This is a genomic window from Novosphingobium sp. GW821-FHT09E05 (assembly GCF_059416165.1).
On record NZ_JBWKOQ010000002.1, the window covers coordinates 434,494 to 455,599 of the forward strand.

A 21,106-nucleotide genomic window follows, 5' to 3' on the forward strand; every position below is an offset into this window, starting at 1 on the left:
ATAGCCGTCGTTGAGCTGGGCAGCGTGTACGACTGCTTCGTCCAAGCACCCGTTTCCGGCTCTCTACCAGAAACGGGCGCCAAGGGTTCAGATTTCTGTGTTTTCGGCAAGGGCAAGCGCGTCTTCCACATCGATCCCGAGATATCGCACGGTGTTCTCTATCTTGCTATGACCGAGAAGAATCTGGACAGCCCGCAGATTGCCGGTCGCTCTGTAGATGATCGATGCCTTCGTCCGCCGAAGTGAGTGGGTGCCATACTCGCTTCGCATTAGCCCGACCCCTGACACCCATTCGTCGACAAGCCGAGCATACTGCCGTGTGCTCAGGTGCCCATTAGGATCAACCCGGCTCGGGAACACATAATCGTCCACCGTGCCGCCCCGGCGCTCGAGCCACGCCAGCAAACTGGCCCGAGCATCTGGCAGCAGTTCGAATTGAACAGGCCGGCCTGTTTTCTGCTGCATTACGATTGCCCGCGTTCGGATTTGCCCGCCGCTGACAAGGCCGCCGATCTTCATCTGCAGCAGATCGCAACCACGAAGCTTGCTGTCGATCGCGAGGTCGAACAGTGCACGGTCTCGCAAGCGACGGCGCTGGTTGAGATAGAAGCGGATTTCCCAGATTTGTTTCGGTTTCAGGGCCCGCTTTGCGCCCACGGTCCTTCCGGCATTCCAGGGCGGGCGCTTGGTGGCGGTAAGTTCTGTTTTAGGCATCTCCATGATCGTTCTCCTATGGCCACATTGGCCATCTGCAGAACGCTTGCCGACGAGGATGCGCAGGACTTGTTGGGCGGCTCGTGTCGACCAGAATGAGCCGTTCACATTTACATCACCGAACGTCGGGTTCTGTCGAAGGCTGTCGTTGGCAGGCGCGGTAGAATGATCAGAAAAGCCCAGAGCCGGTCGGTCGATCCGCTTTCTTAGCACGGTGAACGGAAGGCGCGTATCGAGTTTAGCGCCTGGATCGCTCAGATCCGGCTGTGGTGTCGGATAGAGGCGCGACTTCCTCGGCCACTTCGTCTACGTGCGTGCATGGAGGGCTCGATGAAATTGAAACTTGCCATTGCCGTTTCCCTCATGGGAGTCTCTACACAGACCCATGCCGCGCTTTCGCCTGGCGATGTCGTTGCACCGTTTACGGTGGAAGCGGTAGAGAATGGTTCGGCAAAGCAGGTCGAACTCGCCGCGCTCCTTCAGGCTGGACCGGTGGTGCTGTATTTTTTCCCGTCCGCCTTCACCGAGGACGCCGAGACGCGGGAATTCGCCACAAATATCCAGAATTTCCGCGCTGCCGGGGTCACCGTGCTGGGCATGTCGCGCGATTCCGTCGCCTCGCTGACCGGCCTGTCGACAGGCGCTGCGCAGGGACGGTTCGCGCTGGCTTCTGCCGACGAGGCCCTGGTCAACGCCTTCGACGTCAACGACGGCGCCATGTTCAACACCCGCACCACTTACGTGATCGCGCCCTCAGGCAGGATCGTCTTCGTCCACAACGACGACGAGGTCCGCGATCACGTCAAGAAAACCCTCATCTTCGTCGAGGGTATCAAGAAGTAGAGCGTTCCCGCGTCATTCCACGACGACGCGGACCTCCTTGAAGTTGCGCAGAAGAGTCTTGTTGAACGGATCGACCTGCCCGTCACGCTGGCCGTTGACGGTCAAGCGCACGAGGTAGGAGCCCGGTGTCGGGAAGCTGAGCGTGCGCTTGACCTCTACCTTTTGCGTCGGCGTGGCGAGGTTGGTCGGGGCATCGTCGGCGCCGGCAACCGTCCAGAAATATTGGACGATCTTGCCGGTCTTCGGCGGCATCTCGAGCTCTCCGACCAGGTTCACCGGCTGGTTCGCCTTCACCGTAGCGCGATTGGCTCCATCGACCGCAAGCGTCATCACCGGTTGCAGGCCGCCGTGGTCGGCGGCCCGCGGCGCGGGCACGACCTGGCCGTTGCGGATCGTGTAGCGGGTGGACGGCGGCGGCACGACGCCCTTCTCCACCCAGGCCATCATATCCTGCATGGATTGCTGGAAGATGCCCGGCTCGCCGGCGCCGGCGCTGTGGCTGCCGTTGTCGTGCAGGTAGAAGCGCATCGTCTTGTCGGCCTTGGCCGCACCCAGGGCGTGCTGGACCTCCTCGGCATAGCTGACATTGAAGATCGGCCACGAGAGGTTGTCGTTCATCCCCTCCAGGATCATGATCTTGGTCTTGACCTCGCCCGTCTCGAAGCGTCCGCCCATCGTGCGATAGTTTGCGCCGTAGAGGACGCTGATGTCGGCGCGTTGCGGATACTTGGGCGATCCGTCGGCGTTGCGGTACTGGTCGTGGCTGCGGCTGCCGGGGATGTTGCTGTACCGCGGGTAGTAGTACATCGCGAGGATGAAGCGGTTGTTGACCCGCACCTTGCCGCCGACCTTCAATCCGTCGAGCAGGAGCTTGCTGTTGGTGATCGGCGAAGACTTGCCGAACACGTCGCTCTTCGTGCCGCTCACGGCCAGCGTCCCTGCGGCGGGATCGTACTTGCCCTGAAGGCTGAAGCGGCGGCGGTTGTCGCTGGGCTCGCCCACCACGACCTCCGGGTCGATCAGGCGGGTCTTGCCGTCAGGCCCATAAACGAAGAATTCGAGGTAGTTGTCGCCAGTGACACCCAGCCGGGGCAGGGTCGCCGGGTCGAACTTGATCACCGCCGGCGTACCGTCGGCGCCGGGGGTGATGCCGGTGATCGTCGCCCAGCCGTCGATCAGCGCCGCCTTCAGGTAGCCTGGTGGATTGGCGCCGGCGTAGCCCGACTTCGACCAGAAATCGTCCTCGTAGGTCGGGTCGGCGATGCGGATGTCGATCGGATCAACCAGTGGCACCAGGCTTTTGAAGTGGTTGCCGATCGCCGGCAACGGGTAACCGGCGGCGATGAACTCGTCGAGGACGGCCTTTTCCTCATCGTTGAGGCCGGCATAGATGTCACCGGTCCCGCCCGGCGCGGTCGCCGCGGCGATCGCATCGCGCTTCGCCTGCGGGATCGCCATGGTGTAATGCGCCTGCCACTGGAACGAGTGGAAGGTCCCAACGCCCTTTGGCCCGAGGCAATGCGGTTGCACCCCGTCCCAGACTCCGACCGTGTTCTCGGCCGCGGCCATGCTGACGATGCCGCCGCCGCTGCAGCCCCAGAAGTAGCTGTAGATCTTCGCGGTGTTGCCATAGAGCTTGTTGGCATAGGCCTTGGCGACCTTGGTCGCCGCCGCCTCGTGACGGTGGCTGGCCACCGCATTGGCGGTGCTGGCGCTCATCCAGTTGACCGAGAAAGCACCGTTGGTGAAGGCCATCCGGTTATCGACCACACCCCCGCCCGAGGGGTGCTGCTGCTCGAACGAGCGGTTCTTCCAGAATTCCCGCGCGGGAAACCGGAAGACATAGTTCTGCTGGAACAGCGTCGGGCTCTGGCGCACGTAGGGCGGCAGGGTCGCCGTTGTCCTGGTCGCCGGGAAATGCCCCGTCACCTGGGTGTAGGGGATCGCCGAGCCGCCGGGCACCTCGAGCGTGAGTTGCTCGGTCTTATCGACCACGAAGGTGGCTTCGTTGTAGTCGGGATCGGTGCAGGTGCCGTCGATCAGCAATTGCGGCTCCACGCCGACGTCCTTGTCGATCTGGCGGACGGGCGCGAACCGGCACTCGGCGGCGGCCGCGGGCGTGGTGAGGCAAGTCGATGCCGCCAGCGCGGCCAGGCCGAGCGTTCCGGCAGCGATAATCCGGTTCTTCATGATCGTCTCCCAATCTGATCCGGCACGCGCGGCGCAGCCGGTGGGGGCAACCCAAGGGCCGCCCCGTCGCAAGGTCAGAACTGCTTGCTCACCCCCAGGACGAACATGCGCCCGAAGGTGAAGCCGTTGGCGAAGCCGAGTTCGCTCGGCAGGTTGCGGCGCAGGATCGGCGGGTCCTGGTCAAACACGTTGTTGACGTTCACCGTGAAGCTCAGGTTCTTGAGCAGCAGGCTGTCGCCGGGCACGTCGTACTTGAAGAACAAGTTGACCGTGTTGAACGCGCTCACGCGGTCCTGGATCGGCACCGAACTGGTCGGCGCGATCCGGTAGCCGCCGGTGTGGTTCCAGGTCGCCTGGGCACGCAGCGCCCCAACGTTGGCGCCCAGCGAGGCCTGCAGGTACAGCTTGGGGCTTTCGGTCGCGAGTTCGTCCACCACCGGCGAGGTCGAGCTTGCCTGGGCCTTGCGCGACAGCGGCCTGTTGCCGTTGACCGACACGTCGACGCTGCCGAACCCGGTGTCACGCGTATAGTTCACGTCGAAGTCGACGCCCTTGACATGCAAGATGCCGAAGTTGGCAACGCGGAAGTCGACGAGCGAATAAACCAGCGTACCGCTGTCGATCAGCGGCTGAACCACGGCCGCTCCCCCTGGTGCGCCCGCGGCGAAATCCAGTACCTCGGCCGCCGAGAAACCCGCGCTGTTGGTCTGCACCTGTCCGGGATAGTTGGTGATGATGTCCGCGTTGACGAGCGGGGTCTGGAGTATGTTTTTGAAGTTGACGTCGTAGTAGCTGACGCTGGCGCGCAGCCCGTCGAGCGGCGTGAGGTCCGCGCCGATCGACCAGGTGTCGGCGGTCTGCGGCTTCAGGTTCGAGTTCGAGCCCTGCAGTCCGATCGTGTAGGCGCCGCTCGGCGGCGGATCGGCCGGATTCGGGAAGGGCACGAAGGCGAAGGAACTGATCGTGTTGCGCTGCGATCCGAGCTGGTCGAGGGGGGTCGGCGCAGTGAACGACGTGCCCCAGTTGCCGCGCAGCGTGACCCAGTCGGCCGGCTTGAACGTAGCGCCGAACTTGGGGTTGAAAGTGCTGCCGAAGTCGCTGTAATCGTCATAGCGGCCCGAGGCGGACAGCGTCAGCAGGGAGCCGCCATTGCCGTCGGACAGGATCGGCGCCCGCACCTCGCCGAAGACCGAGTGCACGTTGCGGCCGTAGGTGCCGTAAGGATAGCTCGAAAGCGTCCCGATGCGGATGTCGCTCTGATAGCGCTGCTGCAGCCGGTCGTTCATGTATTCGTAGCCTACCGCGAGACGCAGGTCGCCGCCCGGCAGCTCCAGCAGGCGTCCCTCGATGATGCCGCGGATGTTGACCAGGTTGTCGCGCGCCTGGCCGGCGATCTGGCTGTCGATCAGGTCCGCGACCAGCGCCGGATTGTTGGTCGCCACGTTGAACGGATTGAACGCGGTGGCCGTGGTCGTGCCGGCGCCCGCGGCGCTCAGCCGGGCATTGCTGATACCGGTGAGGCTGAACGCGCTGTCGCTCTCGCTCCAGTTGAAAAGCAGGCGCGCTTGCCAGTTGTCGTCGATGTCGCGCACGAATTCGGCATTGAAGCCCCATTCGTCCAGCCGGGTCTTCTCGCGCTGCGCATCGGCGCCCAGCAACGGTCGCAGGTTGAAGCTGACCGAGGCGAGATTGACCGCGGGGAACGTGCCGAAACCGGGAATCGTGACGGTCGTCGGCCCGAGCGCCAGGCCCGCCGGCAGGCTGGCCGCCGCATAGGGGTTGGCGGGGCTGACCGCGACGACGCCGGTCAGATCGCCGGTCTTCAGCGTGGTTCGCCGGCCGTAAAACGCCTTGATGTTCACGTTGGTGCGATCGTCCAATTCCTGGAACAGGCTGGCGATAGCGCCGTGGCGCTCGGCCTCAGGGATATAGACGTCGTTCTGCGAGTTGTCGCACAGGTTCTGGGTTCCGGCGACATAGCCCGGCGCGGCATAGTTGATCGAGGCCACCGTGGCGCCGAACGCCGGGATAACGGTGTTCACCGACAGGTTCGAGGATTCGCAGGTCAGATCTCGGCCGACATAGGGCTGCGCCGTATAGTCGAGATCGCGGATGAAGCTGCGTTCCCGGCCATAGAGCTTGTCGCTCTTGGAATAGCTGTACGAGACGTAGAACGATCCGCTGCCCCAATCCTTGCCCGCCGTGGCGCTGGCGTCCCACTGCCAGTAATCGTCGGCGAAGCCATAGTGCGCATCGACCTTGAGACCGTCGAAGCGCCGCCGGGTGACGAAGTTGATCGTACCGGCGACCGCGTCGGCGCCATAAGTCGCCGAACCGCCCTCGGTCACAACGTCGACCCGTTCGATAGCGCCGATCGGAATCATGTCGGGATCGACGGAGGCCTGGTTTACGCCGACCGAGGCGATGCGGTGCCCGTCGACCAGCACCAGCGTGGGCGAGCTTGCCGCCACGCTCGCCTTTCCGCCTGGCGACAGGTTGCGGATGTTGGGGCGGGTCACCTGGATCTGGTTGGTGGCGATCGCGAGGTCGGCCAGCGGCACCCGGTTGAAGTAGTTGGTGACCTGCGGAACCGAAGCGAGCAACTCGTTGGATGAGATCGCTGCTGTCTTCTGGATGGTGTCGGCGCCGAGGGTTATGGCATTGGAACCCACCGACGAGCCGCCGCGGAGGAGCGTGCCGGTAACGACGATCTCGTCTTCGACGGTCGGCACGTCCGGCGGCGCGCCGTCCTGAGCCAACGCCGTGACCGGCAGCAACCCGATTGCCGCCAAGCCCGCGACTGCGAGTGTGCGCGGACTCGCGCCGACGCGGCGCGCGCGCGCAATTCTCCCTTGGTACCCCATCAGACTCCCCTCTTCCCTGCGCCCATTCGGCGCGACGGCCTGTCGATTTTCCGGCCGCTATTTTTCGTATGCCTGAGTGTCGAGAAGCTGCCGGTCCGTGTCAAACATTATTTCAGTGGCTGAAAAAAGGACCGACTTTCTATCGCTAGGGCGTCGCGGTATATGGATCGGGATGCGCAGGCGAACCCCACACGCGAACCGTCTCGAGGTTCTCAAGGCTATTCGCGTGCATTCCCCGGTATCGCGAAGCGATCTGCCGAGATTGACCGGGCTCGCCGCAGGGACGATATCGCAGACTACGGGAGAACTCGTGGCGCGGGGCTTTGTCGTCGAAACGAAAGAGACGGAGAAGCGGTCAGGACGGCCACGGGTCTATCTCACGATCGCAGGCGAAGGCCCGCTGGTGCTGGGCGCCGTCATCTCCACGCACGAAACGCTGCTGATCACGTTCGTCGATCTGAACGGCACGATCCACAGCGAGAGTGAGTTGCCGTTCGCCCGGCCGAAATCGATCGCGGAACTCGCCAAGCGTGTCTCTGAAACCATCGAAACCGCGATTGCCACAAGTGGATTTGCCAGGGACCGCATCGAGCATGTCGGCATCGGCGTTCCCGCCCTGGTCGACAGTGTGCGCGGCACCGTCCATTTCATGGCCACGTTCGACGACGCGCCGTATCCTTTCACCGCCACGGTGACCGAGAACATCGGCCTGCCCGTCACCATCGAAAAAGGCACGACCTACAAGGCGCGCGCGCAGCATTGGCATGGGGCAGCGCAAGGCCATGACACCTTCACGCTGATCAACGTAGGACTTTCCCTGGATTCTGCGGCCTACAGCGACGGACTGCCTCGCGTCGGCACCCATGGTTTCGGCCCGGAGCTCGCGCATGTGCGAACCAGCGGCCCAGGCGACGGTGAGCCGTGCTATTGCGGATCACGCGGCTGCGCCACCACCTACGCGTCGATCTATGGGATCGTGCAAAGAGGGTTCGGCGCAATGGTTTCCCATATCGACCCGCGCAACGAGGCCGAGTTCGAGGCATTGTTCGTCGAACTTCTCGATCGGGCGTGCGATGGCGATGCCGATGCACGTGCCGTGTTCGAAATGGCCGGTGCCCATCTGGGCCAGGCCGTCGCGAGCTACATCAAGATTGCCGATCCCGGACTGATCCTGATCTCGGTTCCCGACATGCGCTTTGAACGGGTGATCCAGGAGAAGTTCTCGGCAGCTCTCCGCGAGGGGATGCTGCCGGCAGTGCTGAGCCTCACCGAAATACAGTTCACATTGCAACGTGCAGACTGGCATAGTCTCGGGACAGCTTCTCTTGCTCTTGAAAAGGCTTGAATTCCCTTCCTAAGCAATCGACGGGGTGCCATTGCAAGCCTTGGGTACTTCCCCGCTGACACCGTCGATCGTGAACGCCTGGCAGATGTCGACTAAGTGCCTGAGCTATCGGTCAGAGCAACCGGTTTGAACGAACAGCACGGCGCCCAATTTCACTTGGTCGGCGGCCCTATGCGGACAGACGCCGGATGACCGCTGCTGGCCAGACCTGCCATTTGACACATCGCTGGGGAACGGCAGAAAAGTCCCACGATCCGGCGTTCGCTTTAGACGGCAGTCGACCACAATACGCCGTTCTGATGCAGCGCTCGATCCGTCGGCTAAAGCCAGAACTAGCCATTCGCTCAGGTGAGGAATGGGACGGCATCGCGACGTCTCTCATCGTGGCGCGCGCTGCTGGGCATTGGCCACGACGAGGCGCACCAGCTCATGGTGGAGGAGGTCCTCGCCGGCCGCCATCGGCACGGAATAGAGTCCATAATCATGGTCGCGCGGCGGCGCATCGATGCCGGCAGAAAAGCCGGACTGGCTGAGGTCGTTGATGGCGCGGTTCAGCGTCCAGGCTTCCTGCTCCGTCATATGCGCCCGCGCCGCCTCGACGATGCAGCCTTCCAGCCAGCGGGTTCGCCGGCGCAATTCCGTCTCGTCGCCGATCGCCCGGCCGAAATGGTCATGCGGAAATGCCTGCTTCGCCGCTGCCCGGATCTGGTCGAAAAAGTCCGTGGGCAACACGCCGATCAGCCGGACAGTAAGCGCCTTAGCGATATCGGGCGGAATGATCGATCGGCGCCCTGCGGTATCCTGCGCCCAGACCTGTTTCGTCAGGATCGTCCGGGCAGCGCTGTCACCCGGTGTCCCGAGGTCGCGCGCGATGGCCTCGAAGCGATCGAGAAACAGGAAGAGGATGTTGGTCTTGCGCTTGCCCGCGCTGTGGCCCGCATCGCCCCAAGCCAGGGCCGTTTCGAGCAAGCCGGGGGCGCCGCCGTCGATCTGGAACATGGGAAGATCGGGCAGCGCGACCTCGCCAAACGGCATGCCAAGGTTCGTCGCCCACGCTCGCACATTGCGTAGGTCGCGGATCTGGCCGGTCGGGTACCTAGCGCGCGGATCGAACCGTGCCCGTAGCGCGACCGCGCCAAGCCGCTCCGGTCCGACCGCGCGGCGCAGCGCCGTCGCCATCTTGAGAAAGCGGCTTCCAGTGATCGCATCGTCGAGAAACAGCACAAACGGCGCGGCGACAACCTCGGGCAAGGCTGCAAGATCCCGGGCCGACATGTCCACTGTCCGACCATTGAGCGTCCGGTCGTTGCGCGGACACCCCCATTCGACAATCGAGACCTTCACGCCTTGCGCGCGCGCTACGCGGGCGAGGACGGCGACGGGCACCGTGTTGCCGAGCGGTGCCTCGACCAGTACCACCTCGTTGCGGCCGGATCGGAGCAGCCAGTCGGTGAGGTCGACGCAGATCTGCGCCAGCATGTTGAACTGCCCGATGGCGAGGCCATAGAGACCTTGTGCTCCGTGCCCCATCACGTGGTCGACCAGAGGCACGGCGATCGGCGCGCCATCGATGGACGCATTATAGTCGAACAGGATCGCCAGCGCCTGCGCGGCCATGAATGCGGCGGCTGCTTCCCCGTCGGCATCGCGCTGGGCATGGGGCGCAAAGAACTGCTGCCGCTTGCTCCAGAACTCGGCGAGGCTCGAATGAAAGACCTTGTAGGTCTCCATCGCCGGGATCGAGACCGTGTCCTGATAGCCGATATCCTGGCAGAACTGCACCAGCGCCGCCCGAAGCTCGCTCGGTTGAACGAACCGATAGCGCGAGGCGATCGCGGACGAGGTGCCAAACCTCTCCTCGTCCGCGCGTTGGAAGACCTGCATCGCGATGCCCCTTGCGCTCATATGATGGGTCGATCGCAGGAGGGCGCGCCGATACGAGCCCAGCCGCTGCGCCAGGCCTACCTGCGCGATGCCGTAACCTGGGGCATTGAGCATCATTTGAGCGTAAGGATCCGGGGCGGTATCTTGCGGTGGTCGATCGCATGGATCTCGTCGAATGGCAGCGCTTCAGCGATGGCCCCCAGCTTTTCGGCCATCACGTCCCAATTGTCGTCGGGCAGCCGCATCAGCGGTATGGTGATGAGCAGCGTACCGCCGTCATATTTGCCGGGCTTGTTCTTCTTGGCCAGACTGGCCTGCAGCCCCGCCTCTACCTGCATCTCGACACCGCGGCGCGAATGCATGACCCGCGGCCGCTTGAGCGCGGCGGCGTAGCGATCCGGCTTGGCATCGTCGGGGAGGCCAAGAAATCCGGCCTTCACCCCCTTGCCCCGCTCCGCGCCGGCGAGCGCGATCTCGGCGCGGCTTAGCGCGCCGGTCGCCTCGATTCCCCGCCACTCATCACCGTCCGTCCGGACCCAGGCATCATAGGCGGTATCGTCCTGCGGAAAGCGGATCCAGCCCGATGTCTGCTTCTTGGCGCGCAGGAAGGCGAGGATCGGCAGGACCTCGTCGGCCAGCACCTTCCAGGGCGGGCGCCGCTCGGCCAGGAGGGCGGACATCTGCTCGTCGCGCGGTCGATCGAACAGGGCATCGACCCGCTGGATGAGCTCGCTGATCTCTACGCCGTCATCGGCCGTCAGCCAATTGCACAGCGCTTCGATTGTTGCGCGATCCACGGGGCCGTCCTGGGCAACAGCGTCCGATTCCTCCGCCGCTTTCGCCACCTCACCATAGATGCCGCCGAGGCTCAGGAGGAGGATACCCTGATCATAGCCGACATGATCCTGGGTGATCAGGTCATAATCGCGAGGGCCGTACAGGCAGTAGCTGTGCGCGGAGGGCAACACCGTCAAGTAGAGCTCGCTGTCACGATCGGCATGGCTGAACCAGCGCCAGAGTTCCTCGCTTGAGGCGATATCGTTCGCCATTTCGAACGCGCAGCCGGCGTCCATCAGTATCTTGGCGACGCGCATCAAGCAGAGGTCCGAGATGCCAAACTTCGACCAGCGCCAGCGCTTGGCGTAATATTCCTCGGCCGGGGCATCCGCGCCGTAGAAGGGCGGCAGCGTGCCGACATTCTTTAGCAGACCGCGCTTCAACTGCGATCGCAGCCCTTCATAGCCGATCCCGACGATCTCGGCGGCGCGCGCGGTGGTAACGTAAGGGCGATCCATAACTCACTCAATTTGGTGTTGCGACACCAAATTAAACAATTCCAGATTGGTTTCAAGACACCAATCTGGAATTGTTCGCTCGTACTTGAGTTCTGTCGATGGAAACGCGTGACGGCGTATTCAAGGGAAGCGAAAATCGCCACATCAACTTCGTTAGCGCGCCGCCACCGAGGGCACGCGCTATCCCCGGTCAAGTTCGCGAAAACTGCCTGCCATCGATCGGCCAGACTTTCCCGGTCAGGATGACAGAAAATTCCGAGCTCGAACGTCGAGTTCCGGCAACAGCTGACGCTCGGGTTGCCGCGCCGAAACGTCGGGAATGTCCCACCACACGGCGTTGGAGACCGAGGCATCTGCCGACCCATACAAGACCTTCAGCGCCTGGCTCACGATCACTAGCTGCGGACGGTCCGCTATTCCGGCCCTCACGACCAACTTAAGTCCTTCAGCGGTCGGGACGCGAACGACCGGTCATCCTGAAGCCCACCGGCCGCCTCGCGTGAGCCGCCCTGGTTCCGGCCGTTCCCAGGGCAAATTCACCTCCCCAATCCTTGCCGTTCATTCATCGGCCGATGCGGGCTAACCGAACGCGCAGTTCTGGGTGGACGGTTTCGAACAGGGAGGGGCCACTTTCAAGTGTGGGCCGCGGACATCCGGCCGCTACTCGATCGCGACCCTGATCTGGTGCTCGGTTTCAGCGCGGCGCTTCGCGTGAAGATCATCGGCAGCCCCGATTTCGATGACCACCTGCCTGAGATCACCGGTAAACCGGAATGGTCCCTGGTATTGGCTGGATGCCGGCGCCCCCGTATCCTCGCCTATATCGAACGTCTCCGTGGCGCTGAAGCGGGCCGGCACGACATGGGCGAACTTCGCTTCGCCGACCGCTTGGCCATTGACGAATAGACGCCCGGTGCCGCCGTCGCCCCAGCCTGTGCCCTCCTGGGTATATTCGAACACTGCCTCGACCTTGCCGGCCGGCAGAGGATCGCCGGCGACGATCAGGTCCCGCTCGCGCGAGAAGAAGTTGTTCTCGTAGGCCAGCTTGCCATCCTTGACGAACAGCGAGTAGCCGCCCGAGCCGCCGCCGCAGCAGACGATCACCCCTTCCACCCCGGCTTCGGGCACATCGAACTCGGCCGTGATGCGGTGGGATTTGCCCTTCAGGTTCGGGGCGCTTCCCTCGGGCACACGTACCGTCCCGGGATAGTAGGTGAAGTGGGTCCTGCCTGCCGATACCGTCGGTCGATCGGGCACGTTGCCGCGCTCGGCGAACCGATCGTCGAGCGGGAAAACGCCGTACTTCTCCGCTTCGCTATCGAAGAGCGCCTGAAGTTCCGCCACTTTCTCTGGATGCTCGCCTGACACGTCGACCGACTGGCTGAAATCGGTGGTGAGGTCGTAGAGCTCCCAGTGGTCGTTCTCGAAGTCGCCCTTCTTGCCGATCAGCACCCACGGGACGCCGTGGCGGGCCGAGGCGATCCACCCCTGATGGTAGATCGCGCGATTGCCCATGATCTCGAAATATTGCGTCTCGTGCCGGGTCGGAGCGCTCGCGTCGCCGAAGGTATAGGTCATGCTGACGCCGGCGAGCGGAACCTGCACCACGCCGTTCACGCTTTCCGGCATGGCAATGCCCACGGCGTCGTAAAGGGTCGGCGCGATGTCGACGACATGATGAAACTGGCAGCGTACCCCGCCGTGGTCGGTGATCTTCGCGGGCCAGTGAACGATCAGCCCGGTCCGTGTGCCGCCGAAATGGCTGGCCACCTGCTTGGTCCATTGGAACGGGCAGTCGACTGACCAGGCCCATCCGACCGAGAAGTGGTTTTCATGCTCCGGGCCGCCGAGTTGGTCGATATGCGCCAGCATCGTCGGCACATCGTCGGGAAACCCATTCTGGGTCGCCATGTTGTTGATCGTGCCGTGCAGTCCCCCCTCGGCGCTGCACCCGTTGTCTCCCAGCGAAAGGACGACCAGCGTGTTGTCGCCGTTCGGACCACTGGTTGCCGCATCGATGACGCGGCCGAGATGTTCGTCGAGATGCGCGAGGAACCCGGCGAATACCTCCATCTGCCGGGCGAACAGGCGCTGCTCGTCCGCACTGAGGCTATCCCATGCCGGTATCCCTTCGGGACGCTCGCTGAGAAGGGCGTCAGGGGGAATGATGCCGAGTTTCTTCTGGTTGGCGTACACAGCCGCGCGGTGGCGGTCCCAGCCCATGTCGAACTGGCCTCGGAACCGATCGATATATTCCTTGGGGGCGTGATGGGGGGCATGCATCGCGCCCGGCGCCCAATAGGCGAACCAGGGATTGTCCGGGGCGATCGATTGCTGGCGGTGAATCCACGCGACAGCCTCGTTGGCAATGTCGTCGGTGAAGTGGTAGCCCTCGTCGGGAGTCCTCGGCGGCTCGACCGGCTCGATGTTGCGGTAGAGCTGGGGATACCACTGGTTGGTCTCGCCGCCCTGGAAGCCGTAGAACGTGTTGAAGCCCTTGCCGGTCGGCCACTGCTCGAACGATCCCGCCGCGCTGGTCTGCCAGTCGGGCGTGTCGTGCCACTTGCCGAACGCCGCCGTGTTGTAGCCGTGATAGCGCAGCACCTCCGGGATCGCGGCGAGGTCCTGGCCCCAGATGCTGTTGTAGCCCGGAAAGCCGGTCGCGCCCTCGGTGATGCCGCCCATGCCGCATTGATGATGGTTGCGCCCCGACAGGAATGCCGCCCGCGTGGGCGAGCATAGCGCCGTGTTGTGGAAGGCGTTGTAGCGAAGGCCCCCGGCGGCCAGCCGGTCGATATTGGGCGTCGGTATCAGCCCGCCATAGGTGGACGTGCCACCGAAGCCAAGGTCGTCCACCAGAACGAGCAGGATGTTGGGTGCGCCTTCCGGCGGCCGGATCGGCTGCGGAAAGTTCGACGTCGAGTCCTTGTAGGTCTTCCTGATGACGCCTTCGAAAACCGGTGCCGACAGGGGCAGAGCATGGTCGGTGCTGGGGTTCGATGTCATGATTGGCTCCAGATCTTGTGCAAGCGGCAAGCCGAGTTGGAATGCGATGCAATGGCGAGACATTATCGATTGGCACGGACGTCACGACATCAGGAATACCCCCAGCCGGCGTAGGTGATTTCCCCGACATCGCGCTGCGAGGCGACCATTTGCTGCTGAAGGGCAGCTTTGCGCGCGGTCGCCTGTCGGAAGTTCACGTCTGAAGGGTGGAAGCGGACACGAATTCGGTAGCGTATTACTGATGCTTCATGGCCGCCGCGAGGTGTTCATCAGGGTCGATCAAGTGGCTGTGATCGTCATTCCCCAAGCTGATTTCGGCCCACTTGATGGTGCCAGTGAAGCGCCCGTGCGGGGTCTTGTAGCCTTCGTAGACCGGCATTCCGGTATCGACGCCCAGGTCCATCCCTTCGTCGAACGAGAAGTAGAGCGGATGCGTGCGGGGGATTTGACCTGCCCCGGCAGACGCGCCGTCGACATAGAGGGTCAACGTGCCGCCCTTGGCGAGCCCGCCGCCCTCGTATGCAAACTCTGCACGAACCTCATGGTCGCCCGGGGCCAGCGGCGTGTCGACCAGCACCGTCGTCCGCTGCAGGCCGCAGAAGTTATAGTGGAAGCCGAGCCGGCCATCCTCGACAAATACCACCCAGCCTCCGGTACGCCCGCCTTGCGTCACGATGACGCCGTCGAGGCCCGCATCGGGCGCGACGATTGCGGCGGAGACGGTGAAGGAGCGGTTCTTGACGCTGATCGTCACGTTCTCGTTCAGCCTCGTCATGCCCGGATAGAGCCGGAGCGTCTCGCCCTGCACCAGCGTGGGGCGATGCGCGAGCACCGGGTTCATCCGCTCGGCCGCACGGTCGTCCAGCGGCAGGACATTGTGGCGCGCCGCCTCGATCAGGAACAACTGCTGCATTTCCGCAAGCTTTTCCGGCTGCGACTTCGCCAGGTTGTTCGACTGGGTCCAGTCTACCGTCGTGTCGTAGAGCTCCCATGCATCGTCTGAGAACGCGGGCGACACGCCGGTCAGGACCCAGGGCGTGCGGTGCTTGGTCTGCGCGGTCCACCCGTCATGGTAGATCCCGCGATTGCCCATGATCTCGAAATACTGGGTCTTGTGCCGTTCGGCCGCGCCCGCCTCGTTGAAGCTGTAGGCCATCGAGACGCCATGCATGGGCACCTGGGTAACGCCGTTCACGGTGTGCGGCTGCGCCAGCCCGGCAAGATCGAGGATCGTCGGTGCCACGTCGATGACGTGGTGCCACTGCTCGCGCACCTCGCCCTTGCCGGTGATGCCGGAAGGCCAATGGACGATCGTGCCGTTCCGGGTGCCGCCGTAATGCGACGCCACCTGCTTGGTCCACTGGTAGGGCGTGCACATCGCGTGCGCCCAGGCCACGGCATAATGATTGTAGGCGGTTGGCCCGCCGATCTCATCCACATGAGCTTTCCAGAAGTCGATGTTCTCGATTTCCGCGCCGCCGTTGGAGGCGGTGGTGATCATGAAGGCGCCGTTGAGTCCGCCTTCGGCCGAAGCCCCGTTGTCGCCGATGATGTAGTAGACCAGCGTCTCCTCGAGGATGCCCAGTTCCTCCAGCGCATCCACTACGCGCCCGACGTGGTGATCGGCATAGCTAAGGAAGGCTGCATAGACTTCCATCTGATGGGCCAGGATCGGCTTCATTTCGTCGTCGGTTTCCGCCCAGCCGGGAATGTCGGCGGGGCGCGGGGTCAGTACCGCATCGGCAGGGAGCACGCCGAGTTCCTTCTGTTTGTTGAAGGTGGCCTCGCGGACCGCGTCCCAGCCCTGGTCGAACTTACCCTTGTACTTGGCGATCCAGTCCTTCGGCACGTGGTGCGGCGTATGGGTCGCGCCTGGGGCGAAATAAACGAAGAAGGGCTTGTCCGGCGTCAGGCTCTTCTGTTGGCGGACGTATTCGATGGCCTTGTCGGCCAGGTCCGGCATCAGGTGATAGTCGGGATCGTCCGGCGGCTCGATCGCGGTCACCCCATCGACAAGAGCCGGCGTCCACTGGTTGGTCTCCCCACCGATGAAGCCGTAGAACCGCTCGAACCCGCTGAACGCGGGCCAGTGGTCGAACGGTCCGGTCGGACCGGCCTCCCATACCGGCACTTCGTGGCACTTGCCGAACTGGCCGGTATTGTAGCCGTTCTGGCGCAGGATTTCGGCAAGCGGCGTGCAGGAATTGGGCCGCTGCGAGCGATAGCCGGGCGCAGGCGTCGCCGTCTCGGTGATATGGCCCATGCCGACGGCATGGTGGTTCCGCCCGGTCAGCAAGGCCGCCCGCGTCGGCGAGCAGAGCGCGGTGGTGTGGAACCGGCTGTAGCGCAGCCCATCGCGGGCGAGTCGTTCGGCGGTGGGCGTGACACAGGGCCCTCCGAACGCGCTGGATGCGCCGAAGCCGACATCGTCCAGCATGATGAGCAGCACGTTGGGTGCGCCCTTGGGCGGCCTTGCCGGCGCGATGGGAGGAAAGTCCTCGCTGCCGCCCGCCTTGGCGTCGAACTGAACCGGTCCCGCGTATGTCTGATCGGGAATCGGCAAGGTCGTTCCGGGACGCAGGTCTGCCATCGTGCTACCTTTCGCATGGTGTGCGATGACCATGCAGCCACGGCGCACTAGCGGCCCATTGGGGTTTACCCTGAAAGAGCACGCGAACTGCCGGTAGCCTTTGGGCCGAATTATCCGCTTCTAGTGCGCGAGCGGAACGGCCAACTCCATTCGATCGCAGGGAACTAGACGATCCGGTTTGGGAGGAGACCGCCCTGATCCCGGACGTTCAGGACCCAAATCAGGCTCCCGATTCCGGCCCTTCATTCATCGCCTTGTCTGACGACCAGCAGCTTTTCTCGCATCGGATGCGTCGGACCAATCTGAACGAACGACCGCTTTCGAGCGTTGGAATTGAGCCGCTGTGCGGCGACAATGGGCGCAGAGCTGCCGCCACGCTGTAAGCCTTGGGTCCTTGCAACGGCAAGGACCCAAGGCAGTTTCAGATTTCAGTGCCCTCTGCGAGGGTCAAAGCGTCCTCCACGTCCACGCCGAGGTATCTGACCGTGCTTTCGATCTTCGTGTGCCCAAGCAAAATCTGGACGGCGCGGAGATTTCCAGTCGCCTTGTAGATGATCGACGCCTTGGTTCGGCGAAGAGAGTGGGTGCCATAATCTTCGCCAGGAAGTCCGATCCCCGTGACCCATTCGTCGACAAGGCGAGCATATTGCCTAGTGCTTATGTGGGCCGCGTGATCGGTACGGCTAGGAAATGCAAAATCCTCCAAGGATCCACCTCTCAGTTCCAGCCACTTGAGCAGGCTGGCGCGGGCATCAGTCATCAGTTCAAACTGAACCGGTCTGCCGGTCTTTTGCTGTACGACCGTAGCCCGTGTTCGAATTTTCCGATCACAAACGAGATCGCTGATCCTGATCTTCACCAGGTCGCATCCGCGAAGCTTGCTGTCGATCGCTAAGTCAAAGAGGGCCCGGTCGCGGACCCGCCCGTGCTGGTCGAGAAAGAAGCGGATCGCCCATATCTGACGGGGCTTGAGCGCTCGCTTTGCTCCAACCTTACGCCCAGCGTTCCAAGATACCCGCTCGCGAGCGGCGGGATCAAACTCTGACAATCCCATGACACATCTCCTGTGGCCGTAACGGCCATAGGTAGAACGCTTCAGGAGAGGCCGACCCCTTGTCGCCATTCAGCCACCCATTTTTCGTTCCTAGGTGCGGTCCGTCCGCTAACCGGCAGGTCGCGACCACATTAAGACATTTTTCGATTCGCGGATAAACGACCTATCATTTCAATTCCTGCCGTTTGCCGCTGTCTACTGGGTAAAAACCTACGCACTTTCTTTCAGTAGCCGATTAAGCAATTAAGACCGCAGCTTTCGCTCAGTGGAAACGGACTTAAATATTTGATCTGGCGCGGCAAAGCGTGGCATCGCTGCTGCCCAGTGGTATCGCTACAGAATCTTCAGCGCGATCATTCTACCCATGTGCGATCTAAGGGCGGCTCAGCATCGACCTTGTCGGCAATATTGACGTTAACGCCGGTCTCTTTGTTTAGGCGTGCCTCTTCCGCACGCCGCCAGCGTAGGCGTTCAAGACGCGACTCTTCGTCCCGTCGCTCTCTTCGATATTCATATTTTTCTATATTCTCTAAGGACGGTTCACCCCTGATATAGTCTTCGGATGGATGATGGCGCCGACGTATATGCGGCCCCGGCACAGATGATGCTATCCGCACATTCTCGAATTGGTGAAGGACGCGGATTTCACCTGCACAGCGCGCGATGAGCGAGCGCTCTCCCAACCAGAGAAGACGCTGATCCCCACAATGAAAGACCCCGCCCACAACCCGCATTCCTGCCGGCTCGAAGCCCCGTTGCACAAGCTGTGCAGTGAAGAGAAAAAAGGTAGCGGCCAGACTTACAATTGTTATCGCTAATGAGATCATAGTGGGATTACCACTTGCTCGCTGGCGGAGCCAAAACCCGGCCGCCGCTGCACCTGCGAGAGCACCAATATAGATTGCGTCTGGCATGTAGAGCCTGAGGTAGAAGATCGTCGAATGATACCAACTGGCATCGGAATCCCACACCCGAAAGTACTCGCGATTCAGACCGTCCCGCCCTAGGTAAAGTAGTATCAGAAGCCCTGTGCCGCAGAGCAATTGCCGCCTCTGTCGCAACCAGTCGACTCTGAAATAGAGCGTTCCGATCACAAGGAGCGGAGGTGTCCTCCCGAGCATTGCGAGCCCGCTCATGATCACGTCGGACGGACTGGCTAACGAGAAGAAATCGAGGTTCCAGAGCCGAAACACAAGGGCATGAGCGAGTGCTGCGAGCAGGAATGAACCTGCCGTAACGATCGAGAACAGCTCGATTACCCAAACCAATAAAGTCCGTGGTCTGCGGCTGCCAACATCCTCCATCACTACTGTTCACTCCGATTTAGTAGGCAACTGCACTTAAATCATTCGGTATTTCTAGCGCCTTCGCAAGTGATATGCGAAGCGTCGGCGAGGCCAACCTAACAAACTGCACCTAGGGGTGAACGCCCTAAAGTGGTCGATTTACGACGGCAATTCGCAAGTCCTTGTAATGCTCCGTCGATATCTGGATCCTGCGAATGACGGGTTCCTCCGAAACCTGTCATTCGCCGTCGCATCCGTAAACGGCAGCATCGTCCCACGACCCGGCGTTCGTCCACGGGGAAACCGACCCTTATACGACGCTCAACGCCCAAATTTCGATACCCAGGTACGGACGTTCCGCTATCCGGAGCGCAGCCGACCAGGTTCGGCCGTAGCCCCCGTTAGGGCAGCAACACTCGTTATGAGAAAAACCCAACGGTGATTGCAGGTGTTGACGATGCTGAGGGTGCCTTCAGTGTCTGTATTCAACAGACAGATCACTTTTCGGGTGCCAGCGCCTCAACGATCCTGCAATCTCCAATGGTGTTGCCTGAACAGCAATCGAGCTTGAGAACCAGTTCTGCGCGCAATTTGGCCAAATCCGCCAGCTTGCGGTCGATTTCGGCGATGTTCGCTGCCGTTATCGCATCGACTTCGGCGCAGGGAGCATCGGTGTCATCGGCCAGCGCCAGCAGCGCACGCACCTGCGCCAGCGAAAAGCCCAGATCGCGCGAGCGTCGGATGAACGAAAGCCGGGTGAGGTGCTCGGCCTCATACAGACGGTAGTTTCCCGCGCTGCGTGCCGGCGGCGGGATCAAGCCTTCCTTCTCGTAGAAACGTACCGTCTCGACGCGCGTATCGGTCAGTTTCGCCAGATCGCCGATTTTCATGCTTGACCCTATAGCGACTTCAGGGTGCATAGGTCCACGCCATATTCAACCTGACGGACGCGAATCATGGCGCACGACTGCTGCTCGAAGAAGGGTGACACCCTTGCCCTGCTGGCAGAGAAGAAGGACCGGCGACGGGTTCTGATCATCGTCATGGCCATCAATCTTGCGATGTTCGTAGCCGAGTTCGGCGGTGGGCTGGTCGCGCGGTCTTCAGCGCTCATGGCTGATTCCGTCGATATGCTTGGCGACACGATCGTCTATGCGCTCAGTCTCTACGCGCTACATCGCGGCGCGCGCTGGGAAGCCGGGGCGGCGATCGTCAAGGGCGCGATCATCCTTGCGTTCGGCGTCGCCGTGATCGTCGAGATCGCCAGCAAGATCGCCAATGGCGTGCCGCCTTCGTCATCGCTGATGCTCGGTTTCGGAGGGCTGGCGCTGGCAGCCAACCTGACCTGCCTCGCGCTGCTGTGGCGTTTCCGCAAGGCCAACGTCAACATGTCGAGCACCTTTGAGTGTTCGCGCAATGACGTGGCATCGAACGTCGGGGTTCTTGTCGCCGCTGGGCTGGTCGGTATCACCGGAACCGCCTGGCCCGACATCGCCGTTGGCGCCGTCATCGCGCTGATCTTCCTGCGCTCGGCAAGGAAGGTTCTGGCCGAGGCCGTTCCTGCCTGGCGCACTGCGCGCGATGTGACGGGAGAGAGTTTCAGGTGACACCGCCGCCCCAATCCCATAGCGCGGCAATGATGTCCTTTCGGCGCCTCTATCTCCTGCTGCTGATGCTGGTGTCGTCCTTCGTGACGAGCGCCGCGCTGCACGCTGCCGAGATGGCGGGGCCGGTGACCATCGAATGTTCTGGATACGTGCACAGCGAAGGCGACTCTGATGAGTCTCAGGGCGATGCCGACAAGGGCGTGCCTCATCATCACGCGGGCTGCCAGGGCGGGATTTCGGCCCTGCCGTCGCGTGAACTGGTTCCTGACATTTACCAGCTGCTGCATGCGCCTGTTCCGGCTGCGCGTTCGGCTGCTCTTGGCCGCTGGATTTCCGGCCCGGAACAGCGCCCTCCCATCGCCTGATTGAATTCCACCGGCGGACCGTGCGGGCTTGCCTGCGCGTGACGCCTGTCGTCATTCGATCAG

Annotated in this window: 14 protein-coding genes; 4 read left to right on the forward strand and 10 right to left on the reverse strand. The window is 62.6% G+C overall.

Annotated elements, in window-relative coordinates:
• Positions 1 to 87: 87 nt before the first annotated feature.
• Complete coding sequence (locus AC07M9_RS13915) at positions 88 to 720, reverse strand: tyrosine-type recombinase/integrase (RefSeq protein WP_494884343.1); 633 nt, start codon at positions 718 to 720, stop codon at positions 88 to 90.
• Positions 721 to 1,032: 312 nt separating this feature from the next.
• On the opposite strand from AC07M9_RS13915, the gene AC07M9_RS13920 reads away from it, so the two are divergent.
• Complete coding sequence (locus AC07M9_RS13920) at positions 1,033 to 1,557, forward strand: redoxin domain-containing protein (protein ID WP_494884344.1); 525 nt, start codon at positions 1,033 to 1,035, stop codon at positions 1,555 to 1,557.
• A 12-nt stretch (positions 1,558 to 1,569) separates the two neighbouring features.
• Here AC07M9_RS13920 and AC07M9_RS13925 read toward each other — a convergent pair whose 3' ends face one another.
• On the reverse strand, positions 1,570 to 3,747 hold the full coding sequence (locus AC07M9_RS13925; protein ID WP_494884345.1) for a PKD domain-containing protein: 2,178 nt from the start codon (positions 3,745 to 3,747) through the stop codon (positions 1,570 to 1,572).
• Positions 3,748 to 3,821: 74 nt separating this feature from the next.
• A complete protein-coding gene (locus AC07M9_RS13930; protein WP_494884346.1) occupies positions 3,822 to 6,539 on the reverse strand; it encodes a TonB-dependent receptor domain-containing protein in 2,718 nt (905 codons plus the stop codon).
• Between the two features lie 334 nt (positions 6,540 to 6,873).
• Between AC07M9_RS13930 and AC07M9_RS13935 the strand changes: the two genes are divergently transcribed.
• Positions 6,874 to 7,956: an ROK family protein gene (locus AC07M9_RS13935; RefSeq protein ID WP_494884347.1), complete on the forward strand. Its 1,083-nt coding sequence runs from the start codon at positions 6,874 to 6,876 to the stop codon at positions 7,954 to 7,956.
• A gap of 378 nt (positions 7,957 to 8,334) precedes the next feature.
• Here the strand turns inward: AC07M9_RS13935 and AC07M9_RS13940 are convergent, their stop codons facing one another.
• The 7 genes from AC07M9_RS13940 to AC07M9_RS13970 form a co-directional block, all read right to left on the reverse strand.
• Positions 8,335 to 9,957 (reverse strand): hypothetical protein, encoded by a 1,623-nt coding sequence (locus AC07M9_RS13940; protein WP_494884348.1) that lies wholly within the window; start codon positions 9,955 to 9,957, stop codon positions 8,335 to 8,337.
• Positions 9,954 to 11,135, reverse strand: coding sequence for a hypothetical protein (locus AC07M9_RS13945; RefSeq protein WP_494884349.1), 1,182 nt, complete (start codon positions 11,133 to 11,135; stop codon positions 9,954 to 9,956). Before AC07M9_RS13945 ends, AC07M9_RS13940 begins: the two co-directional genes overlap by 4 nt.
• Before the next feature lie 660 nt (positions 11,136 to 11,795).
• Positions 11,796 to 14,141: an arylsulfatase gene (locus AC07M9_RS13950; protein WP_494884350.1), complete on the reverse strand. Its 2,346-nt coding sequence runs from the start codon at positions 14,139 to 14,141 to the stop codon at positions 11,796 to 11,798.
• A 235-nt stretch (positions 14,142 to 14,376) separates the two neighbouring features.
• Positions 14,377 to 16,731, reverse strand: coding sequence for a sulfatase-like hydrolase/transferase (locus tag AC07M9_RS13955; RefSeq protein WP_494884351.1), 2,355 nt, complete (start codon positions 16,729 to 16,731; stop codon positions 14,377 to 14,379).
• Between the two features lie 421 nt (positions 16,732 to 17,152).
• Positions 17,153 to 17,785, reverse strand: a complete 633-nt coding sequence (locus AC07M9_RS13960; RefSeq protein WP_494884352.1) for a tyrosine-type recombinase/integrase — start codon at positions 17,783 to 17,785, stop codon at positions 17,153 to 17,155.
• Between the two features lie 353 nt (positions 17,786 to 18,138).
• The gene (locus tag AC07M9_RS13965; protein WP_494884353.1) at positions 18,139 to 19,092 is read right to left on the reverse strand and encodes a hypothetical protein; all 954 of its coding nucleotides are present in this window, start codon (positions 19,090 to 19,092) and stop codon (positions 18,139 to 18,141) included.
• A gap of 476 nt (positions 19,093 to 19,568) precedes the next feature.
• The gene (locus AC07M9_RS13970; protein WP_494884354.1) at positions 19,569 to 19,961 is read right to left on the reverse strand and encodes a MerR family transcriptional regulator; all 393 of its coding nucleotides are present in this window, start codon (positions 19,959 to 19,961) and stop codon (positions 19,569 to 19,571) included.
• Positions 19,962 to 20,027: 66 nt separating this feature from the next.
• Here AC07M9_RS13970 and AC07M9_RS13975 point away from each other — a divergent pair, with 66 nt between their 5' ends.
• Together AC07M9_RS13975 and AC07M9_RS13980 are read left to right on the forward strand one after the other, a co-directional pair.
• Positions 20,028 to 20,678, forward strand: coding sequence for a cation efflux transmembrane domain-containing protein (locus tag AC07M9_RS13975; RefSeq protein WP_494884355.1), 651 nt, complete (start codon positions 20,028 to 20,030; stop codon positions 20,676 to 20,678).
• Positions 20,675 to 21,043 carry a hypothetical protein gene (locus AC07M9_RS13980; RefSeq protein WP_494884356.1) on the forward strand — a complete coding sequence of 123 codons (369 nt, stop codon included), beginning with the start codon at positions 20,675 to 20,677 and terminating at the stop codon, positions 21,041 to 21,043. Before AC07M9_RS13975 ends, AC07M9_RS13980 begins: the two co-directional genes overlap by 4 nt.
• The last annotated feature ends 63 nt before the right edge of the window (positions 21,044 to 21,106 follow it).